Genomic DNA, 16,751 nt, shown 5'->3' with positions numbered 1-16,751 from the left:
CCGGGAGCAACCGGTTTGGAGGTTCGCGCATGAGCCACTCGACAGACTTTCTGGCGAGAGCTGGCAGTGCATCAACACAAGAATTTTAGGAGTCCGCCATGCAGCCAAAAACACGCTTCACCGCGGTGGCCGCGAGTGTAATAACGCTGTCTGTTTCCCTCACCGGGTGCGCAGGTGCGGGCGGTGGCCCGGCCCAAGGTGGCAAGGACAGCATTAACGTCCTCATGGTGAACAACCCGCAAATGCTGGATCTGCAAAAGCTCACTGCTGAGCATTTCACCAAAGAAACTGGCATAACCGTGAATTTCACGGTTATGCCGGAAAACGATGTCCGGGCCAAGATCACCCAGGAATTTTCGTGGCAGTCCGGGCAGTATGACGTCGCTTCGCTGTCGAACTACGAAATTCCGTTCTTTGCCGAAAACGGCTGGCTGGCCCCTCTCGACGAGTCGGTAGCTGGAAGAGCCGATTTTGACCAAGACGACATTCTTCCTGCCTATACCGAATCCCTGACAGGAACCGATGGCCATCTGTATGGGGAGCCCTTCTACGGAGAATCGTCACTGACGATCTACCGCAAGGATCTCTTCGAGAAACACGGTTTGAAGATGCCGGACAATCCCACCTGGGATGAAGTCGCGGAATTGGCCGAGAAAATCGATGAAGGCGAACCCGACATGAAGGGCATCTGCCTACGCGGCCAACCAGGCTGGGGCCAAGTATTCTCGCCGTTGACCTCGGTGGTAAATACCTTTGGCGGCACCTGGTTCGACAAGGATTGGAATGCCCAGGTTAATTCCCCGGAGTTCACCCAGGCAGTTACCTTCTACACGGATCTCGTGAGAGAACATGGCGAAGCGGGTGCAGCCCAGGCTGGATTCGCAGAGTGCCTGAATAACATGGTCCAGTCGAACACCGCCATGTGGTACGACGCATCATCGGCCGGTTCGATTCTGGAAGCTGATGATTCTCCGGTGAAAGGCAGGCTCGGCTACGCACAGGCACCGGTCAAAGAAACTGAACATGCCGGTTGGCTTTGGACCTGGTCATGGGGAGTCCAAGCGGCATCCGAAAAACAAGATGCAGCCTCCGAATTTGTTGCCTGGGCAAGTTCGAAAGAATATGAAAATTTGGTAGCTGACGAGTTGGGATGGGCATCGGTTCCGGCCGGCAAGCGCAGTTCGACCTATGAACAGCCTGAATACCAGAAGGCGGCGCCGTTCTTCGACGCTGAACGCGAAGCGATTCTCAACGCCGACCCGAAAAATCCAGGGGTTCAAGAACGTCCATATGTGGGTATCCAGTTTGCTGGCATTCCCGAATTCGCGGACTTGGGAACCTTCGTTTCCGAAGACGTATCCGCGGTGATCGCCGGCAAGACCAGTGTCGAGAAGGCTCTCGATAAAGGCCAGAAACGCGCCGAGCGCATAGCCGCAACGTACCGCGATTGATACCAAATCCTATCGAGCTGACCGCAAGGCGCGGCTAATCAGCTGGATCCTCACTAGGAGCACAAATACGATGTCGTATGTCAGCACGGCCATGAAACCCAAGCCGACTTTGGGTGGCCCCGGAACAGATCAGCGCAAGAAATCGCGTGCAGCCGCATGGGCACGACGGGCACCATTGCTGCCCGCCCTGATCTTCGTAATCATCACCACCCAGTTGCCCTTTGCCGTCACTCTGGTGATTTCCTTCTTCAACTGGAACAGCCTGAGGCCCAACGATCGAGGTTTTGCCGGGCTCTCCAATTACATTCAGGTATTTGCGGACCCTGGGCTTCGCCACGCGGTTTGGGTGACCATATTGCTGACGGCGTCCGTGGTTCTTATCAGCCTGGTTACCGGGTTGCTGATTGCCCTGCTGTTGAATCAGAAGTTCTTCGGGCGAGGGCTGGTGCGCACCTTGCTGATCGCCCCATTCCTAGTGGTTCCGGTCGCTGCCGCGCTGATCTGGAAGCACGCCATCCTGAACCCCGTCTACGGCTTGATCAACGGCATCCTGACCGGGATCTGGGAGCTCTTTGGGAGCCAAAATCCGCCGCAGATGGATCTGCTCACCGATCAGCCTTTGGCCGCGATCATTGCGTCGCTGGTTTGGCAGTGGACGCCGTTCATGATGCTGATCTTGCTGGCCGGTTTGCAGTCGAGGCCGGCTGACGCGATCGAAGCGGCGCAAATGGATGGTGCCAACGCTTGGCACGTATTCCGCTACATCACCCTTCCGCACCTGCGCCAGTACCTGGAACTCGGCGGCTTGCTTGGAGCGATTTATATCGTCCAGAACTTCGATGCAGTGTTCACGCTGACTTCGGGCGGCTTGGGCACGAGCAACCTTCCGTACGCCGTGTACAAGACGTTCTATATCGCTAATGAATACGGCGTGGCCTCGGCTGCCGGTGTTGTAACCGTGGCCGGCAGCTTGATCGTAGCGACTTTTGCCCTGCGCACCGTATTTTCCATCTTCAAGAAGGAGGCCGCGCGATGAGCGTTGCGACCAAACAACTTCGACTGTCTCCAAAGCGCAGGCTCAAGAATTCCGGGCGCCGGAATCCCCTCGTTGGCCTCATCGCGTGGATTACAGCCCTGCTCTTTGTTTCCCCGGTCCTATGGATGATGATCACCAGTTTCCATTCCGAGGCCGATGCGGCAACAAACCCGCCGTCGTTTTTCGCGCCACTGACGCTGGACGCCTACGCCCAGTTCTTTGGAGCGGCCTCCGGTGCCAACCCCTGGCCGCCACTGATCAATTCAGCGATGGCCTCGGTCTTCTCTACGATTCTTGTGTTGCTTTTGGCGATGCCAGCGGCCTACGCGCTGTCAATCAAGCCGATCAAGAAGTGGACCGACGTGCTGTTCTTCTTGCTGTCGACCAAGATGCTGCCCATTGTGGCCGCCGCGTTGCCACTGTACATATTTGCCAATTTCTCAGGGATGCTCGACAACATTTGGTTCCTGATCATCATGTACACCTCGATGAACCTGCCGATCGCAGTATGGATGATGCGTTCCTTCCTGGCTGAAGTTCCTGTGGAAATGCTCGAGGCGGCTCAGCTGGATGGTGCCGGGCTGATTCGCACCTTGAGCCAGGTAGTAGCCCCCGTGGCGACTCCCGGAATCGCAGCTACCGGATTGATCTGCTTCATTTTCTCGTGGAATGAGCTGCTGCTGGCCCGAGTGCTTACTGGAGTTGTTTCTGGAACAGCGCCAGTATTCCTGACAGGTTTCGTTTCAAGCCAAGGGCTCTTCCTGGCGCAATTGTGTGCCGCCTCGGTAGTTGTTTCATTGCCGGTGCTGATCGCTGGATTTGCCGCCCAGGACAAGCTGGTCCAAGGACTTTCCTTGGGCGCAGTGAAGTAGCCAAAGATCTTATCTTGCATATCGAAAGGAAATTCCCCATGGCAAGTCAAACTGCAGTCTCATCTGAACGTGGCAATCAAGCATTGCCGGCCACCATGCGCGCGGCGGTTCTCCAAAGCCAGCATGAAATGACCATGGAAACCCTGCCCCTGCCCGCACTGGAACCCAATCAGGTTCTTGTGCAGGTTTCCGCAGTCGGCGTTTGCGGAAGCGATGTCCATTATTATGAACACGGTCGTATTGGCGACTACGTGGTGGATCACCCGCTGATCCTTGGCCACGAGCTCGCCGGAAAAATCGCGGCGGTCGGCAGTTCTGTTGACAGTTCCCGGATTGGCCAACGGGTGGCCGTTGAACCGCAGCGCCCATGCCGAACCTGCGCCCAGTGCAAGGCGGGGCGGTACAACCTTTGCCCCGACATCGAGTTTTACGCGACGCCGCCTGTCAACGGCGCATTTTGCGAATTCGTCACGATTGAATCGGATTTTGCCTTCCCGATTCCTGACAGCATCAGCGACGAAGCTGCTGCCCTCATCGAGCCGCTATCGGTGGGGCTCTGGGCTTGCGAGCGTGCTGGCATCCGGCCAGGGAGCAGAGTGCTCATTGCAGGTGCCGGACCGATCGGCGTTATCGTCGCACAAGCGGCGAGGGCTTTCGGAGCGAGCGAAATCTACATTAGCGATATTGCAGAAGAACGACTTGAATTTGCGCTTGAACATGGCGCGACCAAGGCCCTGAACGCTGCCACCGATCCTGTCGAGGGGCTGGATGTGGATGCGTTTATCGATGCCTCTGGCGCACCATCCGCAGTCCGGTCAGGTATCAAGTCGGTTGCTCCTGCCGGGCATGTCATTCTCGTTGGCTTGGGTGCCGACGATATCGAACTTCCCGTGTCCTATATCCAGAATCGAGAAATCTGGCTCTCCGGCGTCTTCCGCTACACCAATACATGGCCGTTGGCTATCGAGCTGCTGGAAGCTGGCAAAGTGGATCTGGACATCTTGGTTACCGGCCGATATTCATTGAGCGAATCCGAGCAAGCACTGAAATCCGGAAAGCAACCAGGACAGCTCAAAGCAGTCGTATATCCGGGGCGCTAGAAGCTGGCTACGGGTTAAAGACGTGGTGGATGCGTGGACGACAAGCTGCGCTCACGAGAAGTCTGCAATTGGATCCCCACGACCATGGGAAAACCCGCCTCGCGGGCAATCGCGAACGGCACCTGAAACGATGCACGTTGCCGCGGCCTCATGGCTGAATGAAAAGAATGTATGGAAAGGACGGGGCAGTGTTGCCAGCGGAGGAAAAAACTTCAATCTTGGTTCAAGGCACCCTCATCTCTATCGTCGGTGAGTCTCTTGTAGATGTTATTGCCACGGCTTCAGATGGGGATGTTGGGGCCACGTACCCTGGCGGCAGCCCGTTAAACGTCGCGGTGGGCACGGCTCGTTTGGGACTGCCTACGAAGTTGGTGACTCAATTCGCCCCCGACGAGCACGGGCAATTGATCCAGGACCACTTGGAATCCAGCAACGTGGAAGTGAGCAATTTCGGATTGGAAAGAACTTCGGTGGCCGAGGCCTCGATCGGCTCCGGTGGATCGGCCGACTATGACTTTTCAATCGAGTGGAACCTGGGCACCGGAAAGCGGCAATTAGGCACCGAGGTTCGTGGCAGCATGCATATCCACACCGGTTCGATCGCGAGTGCAATGATGCCAGGAGCAACCAGCGTTTTGACTGCCATCGCTGAATGCCGCGGAGGCAGCACCATCAGCTACGACCCGAATTGCCGTCCAGCCTTATGCCCTGATGCCAGCCAGGCCAGGAGGCAGGCAGAACTTTTCGTGCAGGAAAGTGACCTGGTGAAAGCCAGCGACGAAGACTTGGCGTGGCTCTACCCGGATCGCTCACCGGAGGAAACCATGGCCGCTTGGCTGGAGCTCGGGCCGGCTTTTATCGCCGTGACTCGTGGCGATGCCGGTACGGTGTTCCTCTCCCGGCAAGGGCGGGTGGAAGTTGGCGGTGAGAAAATTGCTCTCGTGGACACTGTCGGGGCAGGAGATTCCTTCATGTCGGGACTCCTTGCTGGGCTCGCACAGCTTGGTGCGCTGGGGGCCGAGGCAAGGCCTGTCTTGAATGCCTTGACTTTGGATCAAGCTCGCGAGGTTGTTTCATATGCCAACCGGGCTGCGGGCATTACCTGCTCGCGCGCTGGCGCCAATCCACCGAATGCGGATGAGCTTGGCATGCTGCTGGGCAGCTAGCCGATCGCGCCTAGCGAGGTGCCTGTTCATAGCGGCCCGGTTCGACATTCGAACCGGGCCGCTTGGTTCTTTTAGGCAACCGGGTCCCAGAGCCGCCGGGATTCCAAGTACCAGAAGTAGGCGAATAGCCCGATCTGGAACCACTCGACGATGAACAGGGCTTCGTCAACGCCGGCGACAAGCAGAATTGGCCAGGCGATCAAGCCCAGCGCCATCAGTCCCAGGATGATCCGATAGCGGTTCGGGGAACCGCCGCTGGTGTCCTCGTGGCACATTGGCGCGTGGCCCAGATGGCTGGCAATGGCGATGCCCATGGAGAAGATCAACAAGAACGCCGCGCTGGCATGAACCCAGGCGAAGGTTTTTCCTTCGAAGGCACGCCAGATCAATAACAGGATGAAGACCGCGAGCAGGCCGGTGCTGATCCATCCCAAGGCCCGGGTCAACGTGCTGTGCATCAGCGCTTTGTGCGGCCAGCTGCTGGTCCTGATGCCCAGCCAGACGAATGCGGCGCTAACGATCAATACGGCAACGATGGCTACGCGGACCGAAAGGATCAGCTTGCCCTGTTCGGCCGGTGCAAGCGTGGCCAGGGTTTCGCCCAGCCTGGTGGGAACCAGCGCGACAAACATGGCGTAGAACCCGGCCAAATTCAGCGCATAGTCCTCCAGAGCTTCGCCGCTGTACACCACCAGCAATGCTCCGGTAGTCACCAGCATGGCAACAAACAGGTCACGGGCTGGGCCCAAGTAGTAGGAGCTGAGCGAGTCTTCGATCCGCTGGTTGACGATTCCGTAAATGACGATGGCCACCACCAAAAGCAGGGGAACGACGAGCAGCATGAGGCGCACGTAGCGCAGGGTATCGCGACCTTGGAAGCGTTCAGCAGGTGGGAGCATATCAGCATTCTGTAATGCGGGCACCGGTTTTGGGAAAAGGCTTGCCCAGCCAGGAAAGATCTTCAGCGAATTCGATGGTTGAGGACTTGGCCATTATCAGCTGGCCTGGCTTGTGGAGGAGGGAGTTCCATCTGCAGCAAGCCAAACTGTCGGTGTCGATTGACATGATCATTGAAGAGTCAATAAAGGTTCCGGTTGCACCTGGGACTGTCATCCGTTCAGGTCAATCTCCATCGCAGAGCGTTGTGTTCTGCCGTCACTCGAAGGAAGCACTCATGAGTATTCATACACCGATGGATCCCGGAACGCCGATTCCGGCTCCATCCCCGAAGTCCACCGCGGGACGAGGCCTGGGCATCGCGGCCCTGGTGATAGCTATTGTTGCGCTCGTCCTGTGCTGGGTTCCGATCGTGAACAACGTGGCAGCGATTCTGGGCGTGATTGCCCTCGTGCTGGGTATCGTCTCCCTTGTCATCGCGCTCAAGCGCAACGGCAGCAAGGGACTGGGCATCGCATCAAGCGTGATCGCAATCGTGGCCATCGTCTTGGTTTTCGTGACCCAGTCGTTCTACGTCAAGGCCATCGATGAAGTCGCCAGCGGCATCGAGGACGCAGCGGACGGTCAAGTAGCCGCTCCGGCAGAGGTCGTAGACCAGGCCGAGTACGAGACCCAGGTGCTGGCGCTGGGCAAGGCCGCCAACGTCGGCGAGTACTCCGTCAACGTCAGCGCCGTGAACCTGGACGCCGGCAAGGCCATTGCCAAGGCCAACGAGTTCAACGAAAAAGCCAAGGGGCAGTACGTGCTGGTTGATATTTCCGTGGTCTACAACGGAGATGAAGAAGGCGACGCCTGGATCGATTTGAACCCGGAACTTGTTGGCTCGGATGCGAGTATTTATGACACCAGCACCGCCATGGTCGTTCCTGCCAAGCCGGCGACGGACGCACCAACCCTGTCTAAGGGCGGCAAAGCCAGCTACCAGGTGGTCTTTGATGTTCCGGCAGAAGCCGTGGCGGACGCCAAGATCCGAATGACCGAAACCATGTCATTCAACGATGAATCGGTGCTCTGGGCAACCAAGTAACCTGGCCTCAATCGCATAGCGCAACCCAGGCTCCATGACCCGCTCAAGGGTGATGGGGCCTGGGTTTTAACATTTTTTGCCCGGTGTACCGCAAGTGAAAACCGCAAGAATCCGTGGTTAAAAGCGCGTCTCATATAGTTCTCATCGACGCATCATGGAACTCTCATGGCCAGCTAATGGCCGGCTCACGTGGGTCTTTTAATGTTCAAAACATGATTCGCCGCATACTTCTCATTCTTCTGGTGCTCGCTGTTCCAGCGGGCCTCGCCAGCGCAAGCCAAGCCCTGGCCGATAACGCCGACCCGGCCATGGACCATCAGCCACCGGTTATGGTCAAGCTCAGCCCTGCCCCGCAACCCGCAACCACAACGCGGGAGAAGGGGAGCAGGAAGATGCAGACTGACACCGAAGCGCAGCAAGGATCATCAGTCTCCGCCCGACTGAGGATCGTTGGATGGATCGTGTTGACCACTGCCGTGGCACTGCTCGCAGTGACGGCGACCATGCGATCGATCATGACGGCCCAGATCGCCGAGGCAGCCAACGTCGGCATCGCCCAGGAGATTGACGAGTTCAGGACTTTTGCGGCCGAGGCGCTCGACCCGACAACGGCCCAGCCCTTCACCTCGATGCATTCGCTGATGGAACGCTACCTTGCCCGGCAGCAACCCATGGCTGGCGAAGCGATCGTGGCCAAGGCAGAAGGCAAGGTAGCTACCACAGGCAATACGGCCGACCACGAAGGCCGGCTGCTGGCACAGGACCCGGTCCTCTTGGGCCGGATTCTGGCGAGCGAAAAACCTCGGGCGTTTCGAACAGCGACCACGGAACCGTGCGCTGGGCCAAGGCCGTGGCACAGGAAGCCGGAGGCCAGAACGGCCCGAAGCAGCAGGGGCAGCTGGTCGTCGCGCACTATATCGCCGGCGCGCAGGAGCGGGTTGACCAGCAGGCGGTGCTGCTCTTCGGCATTGCCGGCGGGGGACTGGCCCTCACCGCGGGCATCGCATGGCTCGTATCGCGGCAGATCATGCGCCCGATCCATTCCATGAGCGAAACCGCCGCCTCGATTACCGCCAATGATCTTTCGGCCCGCGTGCCGGTGGTGGGACGCGACGATCTGGCGCAGCTGGCACAGACCTTCAACTCCATGCTCGATCGCGTGGAAACCGCACATCTGGCCCAGCGACACTTCATCGCCGAGGCACGCGAGCATCTGCACAATCCCCAGCGGGAACTGGCCGCCGCCCTGTCCGAGCTCAATAGCGACGCCGTGGCGCGCAGCGCAGGCAAGAAGTGATTGCCACAGCGCAGAATCTGATTGACCAGATGGGACAGACGCTGATCGATCTGGAAGTGCTGGCGCAGAGCAGCAATCCGGACTTCGTGCAGCCCAGCCTGGTCTCGGTCGGCGAAGTCACCGCGGATGTGGCCGCGGCGGCAGCACGGCCGGGAGCCTACCCGCACCGGCAATTCAGGATCCAGGAATCGGCGCGGGCCCAGGCATGGCTCGATCCCATCCGGGTATCCGAGGCCATGCACCAGCTGATCCACAATGCCGTCGCGCATACCGCTGCTGGCGAGTGCATCCGGATCGGCTCAACGATTGACGGGGACCAGGTGAGCTTCTGGGTCGCCAACGAGGGACCGGCCCTGGACCCTGAACGGGCGAAAGCGCTCTTTGAAACCTATCGAAGCGCCCCGAGCAATGAAGATCGAGCCGCAGGCATGGGGCTTGGCTTGGCGGTGGTCAAGGCCGTCGCGCAGGCGCATGGCGGTACCGCGTGGGTCGAATCAGGCGAGGGGATCGGAGCACGATTCGGTTTCTCGCTTCCGATGGACAACCACGATGCGCCGGGCGCGCAGGACGGCCAGCTGCCGCACCAACTGGCCAGCATGCTGGGGAGCGAATCATGAGTTTGACGCCCATCAATGAAAAGTCCGGGTTCCGGTATTCCACCGAATCACCGGCGGCCTTCAACAGCGATCGGCAGCTGGAGACCAAGCCTCGAAGCAGGTGGAAGCCGAAACACACCTCTGCGGTCATTGCGGCCGTAGTGCTGGCGGGGTTGATCGCGGGCTGCGGTTATGCGGCCTTCGGGCCATCGGCGGGGACACCGAACTCCCTGTCCGCCCAGGGTGCGCTGACCCTCGCGGTGTTCGCAGTGGCCATCTGGCTGTGGATCGTCTCTCCGGTCTCCGACACCTACGTCGCCTTGGGCGCTTGCCTGGTGCTCGTGCTCATGGGAGTGTTCCCCGAAACTCAGCTGTTCTCTTCCCTGGGTGAGGACACGATCTGGCTGCTCTTGGCCGCGTTTGTCATCGCCGCCGGTATTACCGCGACCGGGCTGGCTACCCGGGCCGCGGCCTGGATCGTCATCGGGGCGCACGCCCCCAGGCAGCTGATGCACCTGAGCACCGGGGTTCTGGTGGCTACGGCCTTTGCCGTTCCCTCAACCTCCGGGCGGGCAGCCCTGGCGATCCCGGTGTTCGTCGCCCTGGCCAAGACGCTCAGTGCGCACCGCCGGGTAGTGCTCGCCCTGTCGCTGCTCTTCCCATCGGTCATCCTGCTCTCCGCGGTCGCCTCCTATCTGGGGGCCGGCGCCCACCTGATTACCAGCCAGATTCTGGTGGCCTCCGAGTATGAAGGCTTCTCGTTTGCCATCTGGCTGCTATACGGTTTGCCGCTGGCTTTGGTCTCTTCGCACCTGTGTGCAGAGCTGGTGCTTCTGCTTTTCACCAGCAGGGAGGATCGCGGGCAGGTTTTGAGCGTCGGGATCAAGAAGATGCAGGAGCATTCGCCGGTTCCGCTCTCCGGCCCGTTGTCGGTAGCCCAAAGCCGGGCCGCGCTGCTGGTCGGCGTGGTGGTGGTGCTGTGGTGCACCGAACCATTGCACCAGCTGCACCCGGCGGTGGTGGCTCTGCTGGGCTCGCTGTTGGTGGCAAGCCCTGGCTTCGGGTCGGTGTCGCTGGCCAAGGCGTTGAAATCGGTGCCGTGGTCGATGCTGATATTCATGGCCGCCACGCTGGCCCTGGGCACCTCGCTGATCGAGTCGGGGGCAGCGCAATGGCTGGCCCATGGTGCGCTCGGCCCGGTGACGCAGCTCGGTCCTTCAGCCCCGTGGATCTTCACGGTTCTTGTTGTGGTGATCTCCGCTGGAGCCCACCTTGTCATCCAGTCGCGCTCGGCCCGTTCCGCGGTACTGATTCCGCTGGTGGTTTCCCTGGCCCCCGGGGTGGGGGTGAATGCGGTAGCCATTGCCCTGGCATCGACTGCCGCGGCCGGTTTCTGCCACACCCTGACCAGCAGCGCGAAGCCGGTGAATCTTTTCTCCGATATTGAAGGGGTCACCACTTATCAGCCTGCAGACCTCCTGAAATTGAGCGCTGCGCTGGGGCCGCTGATGATCCTGCTGGTGCTGGTTTTCGCCTTCTGGATCTGGCCTCTTATGGGTCTTGAACTCTTCGTCTAATAACCCCTTCGGGTTCCGCATTTTTACTCAGTAAAGGACACATCATCATGGCACACGCACTTCCACAACGAATTCTGGTCGCACCTTCCGGATTCAAGGAATCATTGGATGCTGCCGCAGTCGCCGCGGCCATCGGGGCCGGAGTCCGCCGGGCGCTGCCCGGGGCCACCGTCAAAGCAGTGCCCATCGCCGACGGCGGGGAAGGAACGGCAGAAACCCTGGCCAGCGCCACCGGCGGCCATCTGGTACCGATTCGCGTCACCGGTCCGGTAGGGAAGCAGGTGGATTCCCACTATGCGATGCTCGGCGGGGAAGCGAGCGGAACCGCGGTGGTGGAAATGGCGGCGGCTGCCGGTTTGCGCCTGGTCCCGCGAGACCAGCGAGACCCGGGCACCACTACCAGCTATGGGGTCGGTGAGCTGATCAGCGCCGCAATCGACAGCGGGGCGACAAAAATCCTGGTGGGCTGCGGGGACTCCGGCACCTCTGACGGAGGCATGGGAGCGCTGCAGGCACTTGGCGCCAGAATCCTGGATGCCCAAGGGCGCGAAGTCCCCGCCGGCGGCAATCACCTGGGCCGTATCGACCGGCTGGATCTCGAAGGACTGCACCCGGCTGTGGCTGAAGGGAAAATCCAGATCACCATGGCGCTGAACCAGCACAATGTGCTCACCGGAGCCCGCGGCGTTGCCCGGGTCTTCGGGCCGCAGAAGGGTGCGACGCCTGCGCAGGTGGAAGAGATGTCGGCAGGGTTTGAACGTTGGGCTTCGGTGCTCAGGAGGGACGCCTTGGAGGTGGCCCGATCCACCGACTTCGCCACGGGGCCTGGCACCGGTGCCTCGGGCGGACTGGGTGCTGGATTGGCAGCGATCGGGGCGATCCTGATGCCGCGCTTCGAAGCGATCCTGGACTCAGGTCTGGCGGGAATCGACCTGGACTCGATGTTGCGCGGAGCCGACCTGGTGATCACCGCCGAAGGCGCCATCGATTTCCAGACGCCCAAGGGCAAGGTTCCGGCCGAGGTCGCCCGCAGGGCATCGCTGCATGGGGTACCTGTGGTGGCGCTCGCCGGAACCTTGGGCCGTGGTTGCCGCGATGTGCACGACATCGGCATTGACGCCATTGCGTCGATCATGCCGATTCCGATGACTTTGCAGGAAGCCGTGGATGACGGGGAGCGGCTGCTCATCGAAGCAGCCGAACGCTTCATGCGCACCATTATCCTCGGGGCCTCGATGGCGGTGGCTCGGCTGAGCCCGCGTGCTGCGTGGTAGCTGTCTCTGTTACAGAACGTAGCTGGCGATCAGCTGCGAGAGAGCCCGGACATCAACTTTGCCTTTGAACTCCAAGCGAACCTTGCCCAAAGAACTGAACCAAAGGTCCAGTTCTGCGTCGAGGTCAAAGGTTCCCGCCGTCTCGACAGAGAAAGACTGGACTTTTGAATAGGGCAACGAAGTGTAATCGCGCTTCTTGCCGGTCATTCCTTGGACGTTGACGGCAATGAGCCGCTTGTTGGTGAAGACCACGTAGTCGCGAGCACCCTTAAAAGCAGCAAGCAGTTCTTCGCCGGTTACGAGCATAGGCATGTTTTCTGGTGCTACTTGTGCAAGATCCCAGGGGCCCAATTTGAACACTGAAGAATTATTAAAATCGATCATGTACTGATCGTACTGAAGCAGAAGGACAGGATAGATGCGGCTCAGGCGTGCTGCCTGCTCCCACGAGATGTGGAGCAAGCAACACGCCTGATGACTGTCTGCTGGAGACTAGAGTTCGATGGCTGCCACGGTTCGAACTGCGCGAGCTGCCTCTGCACCCTTCTTGAGGAAGTGCTCGAAGTAGAAGTTCTGGTGCTCGTCGCTGGAATGGAAGTGGTGCGGGGTCAGGCTCACCGAGAAGGTCGGCACATCGGTATCCAGCTGGACGCGCATCAGCCCGTCGACCACGGCCTGGGCGACGAAGTCGTGGCGGTAGATGCCGCCGTCGACAACCAACGCAGCGGCAACAATCGCATCGTATTTCCCGGTCTTGGCCAAGCGCTGGGCCTGCAAAGGCATCTCGTAGGCGCCGGGAACGCTGATGGTATCAACCGTGTACTGGGTACCGGAGGTATCCATGTCAGCGGTGAAACCCGCCAGTGCCTGATCGACGATATCTGCGTGCCAGCTGGCCTTGATGAACGCAACCTTCAATGGGGAACTCATAAAAATCTCTGCTTTCTGTCCGATAATGATCTGACTCTTAGACTCCAGCCTAATCACTGGTTGCCCAAGGGCTTAATGACCAAAAGAAACGGCGTAACTATGTGAAGTTAGCGCCATCCAAGCTGCGGAGCAACGTGTATGAGTACCGACTCGATGACATGCGCGTTGTAATCCACGCCCAACTGGTTGGGGACGGTGAGCAACAAGGTGTCGGCAGCAGCGATCGCTTCATCTTCAGCCAGTTTTTGGCCAGTTCATCAGGCTCGCCGGCATAGGATTTGCCGAAGACCGCACGGGTCTTCTCATCGATGTTGCCAATCTGGTCCGAGCTGTAGCGGTCGCGACCGAAGTACTGCCAGTCGCGCTCATCGGTGAGCGCAAAGATGCTTCGGCTCACCGAGACCCGAGGCTCGCGCTGATGGCCGGCTTCTTTCCACGCGTCGCGGTAGAGCTGGATTTGCTCGGCCTGCTGGACGTGGAACGGTTTACCCGATTCGTCGTCCTTCAGGGTGGAGCTTTGCAGGTTCATGCCCAGCTTGGCCGCCCAGACGGCAGTGGCGTTAGAGCCTGAACCCCACCAGATGCGTTCGCGCAAACCAGGGAGTGCGGCTCAATGCGCAGGAGTCCTGGAGGATTGGTGAACATCGGGTTGGGGCTTGGCTCGGCGAAGCCAACGCCAGTAAGAACTTCGAGTAGGCGTTCGGTGTGCCGGCGTCCCATATCGGCGTCGGACTCACCGTTTTCTGGTTCAAAACCAAAGTGGCGCCAGCCATCGACAACCTGCTCGGGTGAACCACGGCTGATGCCTAGCTGCAGCCGGCGATTGGAAATCAAGTCAGCGGAGCCTGCGTCTTCGGCCATGTATAGCGGATTCTCGTAGCGCATATCAATGACACCGGTGCCAATTTCGATGCGGTTGGTCTTGGCGCCGATGGCTGCGAGCAACGGGAAAGGGGACGCGTATTGCTGGGCAAAGTGGTGCACGCGGAAGTACGCACCATCCGCACCGAGCTCTTCAGCGGCCACTGCAAGATCAATGGCTTGCAGTAGAGCATCCGAGGCGCTGCGGGTGCCAGATTGCGGATGGTCGGTCCAATGACCGAAGGACAAGAATCCGATGTTCTTCATACTTGAACCAACAAGTAGCTCTGGTCGGTTATTCCTAGGACGATCTTGCTATCTGTCAGAACTGCCGGGCAGCGACGTCGGCTCGTTGTGAACCTAGGAGCACCGCTTCTAGCTGCGCGAAGGTCACCGGTTGACCGCGATCGGCGAGGTAGTCGGCAGCAAAACCAGCACGATCGGCAGCGTAGGTGAGCGTATAGCCCCCTGATTCGGGCTCGGTGCGCCAAGAATCAGCTAGGTTGCCAGCATCAACTGTGTCGAATCCCAGAGTTCGGATAAGTTCCAGCACTTCAGCCTTGGTGGCCTGATCATCCCCGAAAACGGGCAGCGCGGTCTTCGGTGTGGAGTGGGCAAGCAGTGGGATGTGGTGCGCCACGATGTTGTTAAAGGCTTTAACGATACTGGCGTCAGGAAGCAGAGCTGTTTCTAGCTCGGCCGTGGTGGATTTCAGAGAATCGAGAATCTCGATACGACCATCGCGGGCAGGGTAGTAGTTGCCGGTGGACAGTACCGTTTTGCCTGCTAGTGCCTGGGTGGGTAGTTGTGCGTAGGCCGAGAGAGGAATGGCCAAGACAATAATGTCACCAAACTCGGCTGCCTCAGTGGCGGTTGCAGCGTGCGCGTTGGAACCAAGGTTCTTAATGAGATCGGACAGGGATTCAGGTCCGCGTGAATTGGAAATGGCGACGGACAGTCCAGCTGCAAGAGCTAAACGTGCGATTTCTTGGCCAATCGCTCCACTGCCGATAATGCCGATGTTGTTAATGCTCATTTGTTTCTCCGTCTAAATCAACGTTGCTCTTGCGAGCGATTTCTTGTTGAACTGTGCTCATCAGTCCGGGGAATCGGTCGTCCAGTTCATCAGAACGCAACCAATTGCGGTGGCGAGTTCCGTCGACTTCTTGTCGGATTAGGCCTGACTCACGAAGAATGCGCCAATGACGAGTGAGTGCTGATTTTGAGACGCCAAAGTCAGAACTGCTGCACGCCCCGCCAGGCGTGGCAGCTATGTGGGCGATGATGGCGCGCCTGACTGGATCGGCCAATGCTGCCATGATTTGAAACAGATCCATCTCTTCCTTGGAAGGAAGGGAGAGGGGGCGTGTGAGGCGGCTTGCCACGATAAGTTCCTTCGCTCCACAGAGTGTATGTACGCATAAAAGCGTACATAAAAGTCATGTACGCGTCAAAGCGTACATTGGCGTCAGGATGAAATGCTGCTGTTTAGCGGTGCGCTAGTTGCTTGGCGTGAGGTGGTGCTGCATCTATAGTTGCTTGCAGATTGATGGATGACCAGATCTCATCGAGCGATAGATTCAGTACGGCGGCTACGGCTGCAATGGTGGAGAAAGCGGGGGTGGCTACCCGTCCGGTTTCGATTTTCCGTAACGTCTCGGGGGATAAACCGGCTTCCAGCGCGACGTCGAGAATGGTGCGTTTGCCTCGTGCGCGTCGCAGGATTGACCCGAGAGTCTTTCCCTGTTCGAGTTCTTTGGCAGTGAGCGGCAATCTAACCATAAGAAAATTATAGTACCGGTACTATATGACCGGTATAGTTATTGGCATGATTGAAATTCTTACACCCGTTGAGGTGGATAAGGCTCGCGCATCCGGAGAACTAGTAGGCACCATTCTTGCCACGCTCAAAGAGCGGGTGCAAGTAGGCACAAATCTGCTAGAAATCGATGCCTGGACCAAAGAGATGATTCTGGCCGCAGGCGCCGAATCTTGCTACGTCGACTACGCGCCATCCTTCGGTAATGGTCCATTTGCTCACTACATCTGCACCGGCGTTAATGACGCTGTGCTGCATGGGCTGCCACGTGATTACAAGCTGGTCGAGGGTGACCTGCTCTCGCTGGATTTGGCAGTTAAACTGCACGGCATCGCCGCGGACGCTGCCATTAGCTTCGTAGTTGGTTCCGCGGGTTCTGCTGAAGATCAGAAGCTGATTAAAACCACGCAGCTCGCGTTGGCCGCCGGAATTGCCGCAGCGAAGCCCGATGCCAAGGTCGGTGACCTTTCCTATGCAATGGGGTCGGTCATCAAGGCCGCCGGGTACAAGGTCAATATGGAATTTGGTGGACACGGCATTGGCAGCACCATGCACCAAGATCCGCACGTATCCAACGACGGCCGCCCGAACCGTGGCTATAAACTGCGCCCCGGTCTGCTGCTGGCGCTGGAGCCATGGATCATGACCAATACGGATCGATTGATCATGGACAAGGACGGCTGGACCTTGCGTAGTGCTACCGGCTGCCGAACTGCTCACACCGAGCACACTATTGCCATCACCGAAACCGGCGCGGAAATCCTGACCCTGCCACGCAGTTAATGCCA

General features: G+C 59.0%; 18 protein-coding genes and 1 pseudogene. 11 read left to right on the top strand and 8 right to left on the bottom strand.

What is annotated here, in order from left to right; all coding sequences use genetic code 11:
• Positions 1–98 precede the first annotated feature (98 nt).
• The 5 genes from N6V40_RS15340 to N6V40_RS15320 all read left to right on the top strand — a co-directional run bounded on the left by N6V40_RS15340 (position 99) and on the right by N6V40_RS15320 (position 5,625).
• Entirely contained in the window at positions 99–1,451 is a 1,353-nt protein-coding gene (locus N6V40_RS15340) for an ABC transporter substrate-binding protein (RefSeq protein WP_262198148.1), read from the top strand.
• Positions 1,452–1,542: 91 nt separating this feature from the next.
• Complete coding sequence (locus N6V40_RS15335; protein WP_373682655.1) at positions 1,543–2,487, top strand: carbohydrate ABC transporter permease; 945 nt, start codon at positions 1,543–1,545, stop codon at positions 2,485–2,487.
• Positions 2,484–3,359 carry a carbohydrate ABC transporter permease gene (locus N6V40_RS15330; RefSeq protein WP_131090058.1) on the top strand — a complete coding sequence of 292 codons (876 nt, stop codon included), beginning with the start codon at positions 2,484–2,486 and terminating at the stop codon, positions 3,357–3,359. The genes N6V40_RS15335 and N6V40_RS15330 overlap by 4 nt, the downstream gene beginning before the upstream one ends.
• A gap of 38 nt (positions 3,360–3,397) precedes the next feature.
• Positions 3,398–4,459 (top strand): NAD(P)-dependent alcohol dehydrogenase, encoded by a 1,062-nt coding sequence (locus N6V40_RS15325; RefSeq protein ID WP_131090057.1) that lies wholly within the window; start codon positions 3,398–3,400, stop codon positions 4,457–4,459.
• Positions 4,460–4,626: 167 nt separating this feature from the next.
• On the top strand, positions 4,627–5,625 hold the full coding sequence (locus N6V40_RS15320; protein WP_131090056.1) for a carbohydrate kinase family protein: 999 nt from the start codon (positions 4,627–4,629) through the stop codon (positions 5,623–5,625).
• A 71-nt stretch (positions 5,626–5,696) separates the two neighbouring features.
• On the opposite strand, the gene N6V40_RS15315 is transcribed toward N6V40_RS15320, so the two are convergent.
• Entirely contained in the window at positions 5,697–6,524 is an 828-nt protein-coding gene (locus tag N6V40_RS15315) for a hypothetical protein (RefSeq protein ID WP_131090055.1), read from the bottom strand.
• A gap of 275 nt (positions 6,525–6,799) precedes the next feature.
• Here N6V40_RS15315 and N6V40_RS15310 point away from each other — a divergent pair, with 275 nt between their 5' ends.
• Positions 6,800–7,609: a DUF4190 domain-containing protein gene (locus tag N6V40_RS15310; RefSeq protein ID WP_262198147.1), complete on the top strand. Its 810-nt coding sequence runs from the start codon at positions 6,800–6,802 to the stop codon at positions 7,607–7,609.
• Between the two features lie 316 nt (positions 7,610–7,925).
• Here the strand turns inward: N6V40_RS15310 and N6V40_RS15305 are convergent, their stop codons facing one another.
• Positions 7,926–8,234 carry a hypothetical protein gene (locus tag N6V40_RS15305; RefSeq protein WP_262198146.1) on the bottom strand — a complete coding sequence of 103 codons (309 nt, stop codon included), beginning with the start codon at positions 8,232–8,234 and terminating at the stop codon, positions 7,926–7,928.
• Positions 8,235–8,441: 207 nt separating this feature from the next.
• On the opposite strand from N6V40_RS15305, the gene N6V40_RS15300 reads away from it, so the two are divergent.
• The 4 genes from N6V40_RS15300 to N6V40_RS15285 are packed head-to-tail and all read left to right on the top strand — an operon-like array spanning position 8,442 to position 12,353.
• On the top strand, positions 8,442–8,906 hold the full coding sequence (locus N6V40_RS15300) for a HAMP domain-containing protein (RefSeq protein ID WP_262198145.1): 465 nt from the start codon (positions 8,442–8,444) through the stop codon (positions 8,904–8,906).
• Entirely contained in the window at positions 8,903–9,523 is a 621-nt protein-coding gene (locus N6V40_RS15295; RefSeq protein WP_262198144.1) for a sensor histidine kinase, read from the top strand. The genes N6V40_RS15300 and N6V40_RS15295 overlap by 4 nt, the downstream gene beginning before the upstream one ends.
• The gene (locus N6V40_RS15290) at positions 9,520–11,079 is read left to right on the top strand and encodes an SLC13 family permease (protein ID WP_262198143.1); all 1,560 of its coding nucleotides are present in this window, start codon (positions 9,520–9,522) and stop codon (positions 11,077–11,079) included. The genes N6V40_RS15295 and N6V40_RS15290 overlap by 4 nt, the downstream gene beginning before the upstream one ends.
• Before the next feature lie 47 nt (positions 11,080–11,126).
• Positions 11,127–12,353: a glycerate kinase family protein gene (locus N6V40_RS15285; RefSeq protein WP_262198142.1), complete on the top strand. Its 1,227-nt coding sequence runs from the start codon at positions 11,127–11,129 to the stop codon at positions 12,351–12,353.
• A gap of 9 nt (positions 12,354–12,362) precedes the next feature.
• On the opposite strand, the gene N6V40_RS15280 is transcribed toward N6V40_RS15285, so the two are convergent.
• From N6V40_RS15280 to N6V40_RS15255, 6 genes and pseudogenes are all read right to left on the bottom strand, one after another.
• Positions 12,363–12,815, bottom strand: a complete 453-nt coding sequence (locus tag N6V40_RS15280) for a PH domain-containing protein (RefSeq protein ID WP_262198141.1) — start codon at positions 12,813–12,815, stop codon at positions 12,363–12,365.
• Between the two features lie 30 nt (positions 12,816–12,845).
• A complete protein-coding gene (locus N6V40_RS15275) occupies positions 12,846–13,283 on the bottom strand; it encodes a 6,7-dimethyl-8-ribityllumazine synthase (protein ID WP_262198140.1) in 438 nt (145 codons plus the stop codon).
• Between the two features lie 107 nt (positions 13,284–13,390).
• Positions 13,391–14,411 (bottom strand): annotated as a pseudogene (locus N6V40_RS15270) (LLM class flavin-dependent oxidoreductase).
• 55 nt (positions 14,412–14,466) lie between these two features.
• Positions 14,467–15,180, bottom strand: a complete 714-nt coding sequence (locus tag N6V40_RS15265; RefSeq protein WP_242632573.1) for an NADPH-dependent F420 reductase — start codon at positions 15,178–15,180, stop codon at positions 14,467–14,469.
• Positions 15,170–15,481, bottom strand: coding sequence for an ArsR/SmtB family transcription factor (locus tag N6V40_RS15260; protein ID WP_207306522.1), 312 nt, complete (start codon positions 15,479–15,481; stop codon positions 15,170–15,172). Before N6V40_RS15260 ends, N6V40_RS15265 begins: the two co-directional genes overlap by 11 nt.
• A 151-nt stretch (positions 15,482–15,632) precedes the next feature.
• Entirely contained in the window at positions 15,633–15,926 is a 294-nt protein-coding gene (locus tag N6V40_RS15255; RefSeq protein WP_131090046.1) for a helix-turn-helix domain-containing protein, read from the bottom strand.
• A gap of 46 nt (positions 15,927–15,972) precedes the next feature.
• Between N6V40_RS15255 and map the strand changes: the two genes are divergently transcribed.
• Positions 15,973–16,746, top strand: coding sequence for a type I methionyl aminopeptidase (map, locus tag N6V40_RS15250; RefSeq protein ID WP_131090045.1), 774 nt, complete (start codon positions 15,973–15,975; stop codon positions 16,744–16,746).
• Positions 16,747–16,751 lie beyond the last annotated feature (5 nt).

Origin of the sequence: Glutamicibacter sp. M10 (assembly GCF_025452055.1) — a bacterium.
Lineage (GTDB): Bacteria > Actinomycetota > Actinomycetes > Actinomycetales > Micrococcaceae > Glutamicibacter.
Note: the sequence above shows the minus strand (reverse complement) of the source record. Positions and strands in the feature narration are given on the sequence as shown.

What these genes read in the sequence shown, in the direction of transcription:
- map (WP_131090045.1), top strand. Translation starts at nt 15,973, where the DNA reads ATGATTGAAATTCTTACACCCGTTGAGGTGGATAAGGCTCGCGCATCC.
- N6V40_RS15335 (WP_373682655.1), top strand. Translation starts at nt 1,543, where the DNA reads ATGAAACCCAAGCCGACTTTGGGTGGCCCCGGAACAGATCAGCGCAAG.
- N6V40_RS15310 (WP_262198147.1), top strand. Translation starts at nt 6,800, where the DNA reads ATGAGTATTCATACACCGATGGATCCCGGAACGCCGATTCCGGCTCCA.
- N6V40_RS15325 (WP_131090057.1), top strand. Translation starts at nt 3,398, where the DNA reads ATGGCAAGTCAAACTGCAGTCTCATCTGAACGTGGCAATCAAGCATTG.
- N6V40_RS15290 (WP_262198143.1), top strand. Translation starts at nt 9,520, where the DNA reads ATGAGTTTGACGCCCATCAATGAAAAGTCCGGGTTCCGGTATTCCACC.
- N6V40_RS15255 (WP_131090046.1), bottom strand. Translation starts at nt 15,926, where the DNA reads ATGGTTAGATTGCCGCTCACTGCCAAAGAACTCGAACAGGGAAAGACT.
- N6V40_RS15265 (WP_242632573.1), bottom strand. Translation starts at nt 15,180, where the DNA reads ATGAGCATTAACAACATCGGCATTATCGGCAGTGGAGCGATTGGCCAA.
- N6V40_RS15340 (WP_262198148.1), top strand. Translation starts at nt 99, where the DNA reads ATGCAGCCAAAAACACGCTTCACCGCGGTGGCCGCGAGTGTAATAACG.
- N6V40_RS15260 (WP_207306522.1), bottom strand. Translation starts at nt 15,481, where the DNA reads ATGGATCTGTTTCAAATCATGGCAGCATTGGCCGATCCAGTCAGGCGC.
- N6V40_RS15320 (WP_131090056.1), top strand. Translation starts at nt 4,627, where the DNA reads ATGTATGGAAAGGACGGGGCAGTGTTGCCAGCGGAGGAAAAAACTTCA.
- N6V40_RS15330 (WP_131090058.1), top strand. Translation starts at nt 2,484, where the DNA reads ATGAGCGTTGCGACCAAACAACTTCGACTGTCTCCAAAGCGCAGGCTC.
- N6V40_RS15315 (WP_131090055.1), bottom strand. Translation starts at nt 6,524, where the DNA reads ATGCTCCCACCTGCTGAACGCTTCCAAGGTCGCGATACCCTGCGCTAC.
- N6V40_RS15275 (WP_262198140.1), bottom strand. Translation starts at nt 13,283, where the DNA reads ATGAGTTCCCCATTGAAGGTTGCGTTCATCAAGGCCAGCTGGCACGCA.
- N6V40_RS15285 (WP_262198142.1), top strand. Translation starts at nt 11,127, where the DNA reads ATGGCACACGCACTTCCACAACGAATTCTGGTCGCACCTTCCGGATTC.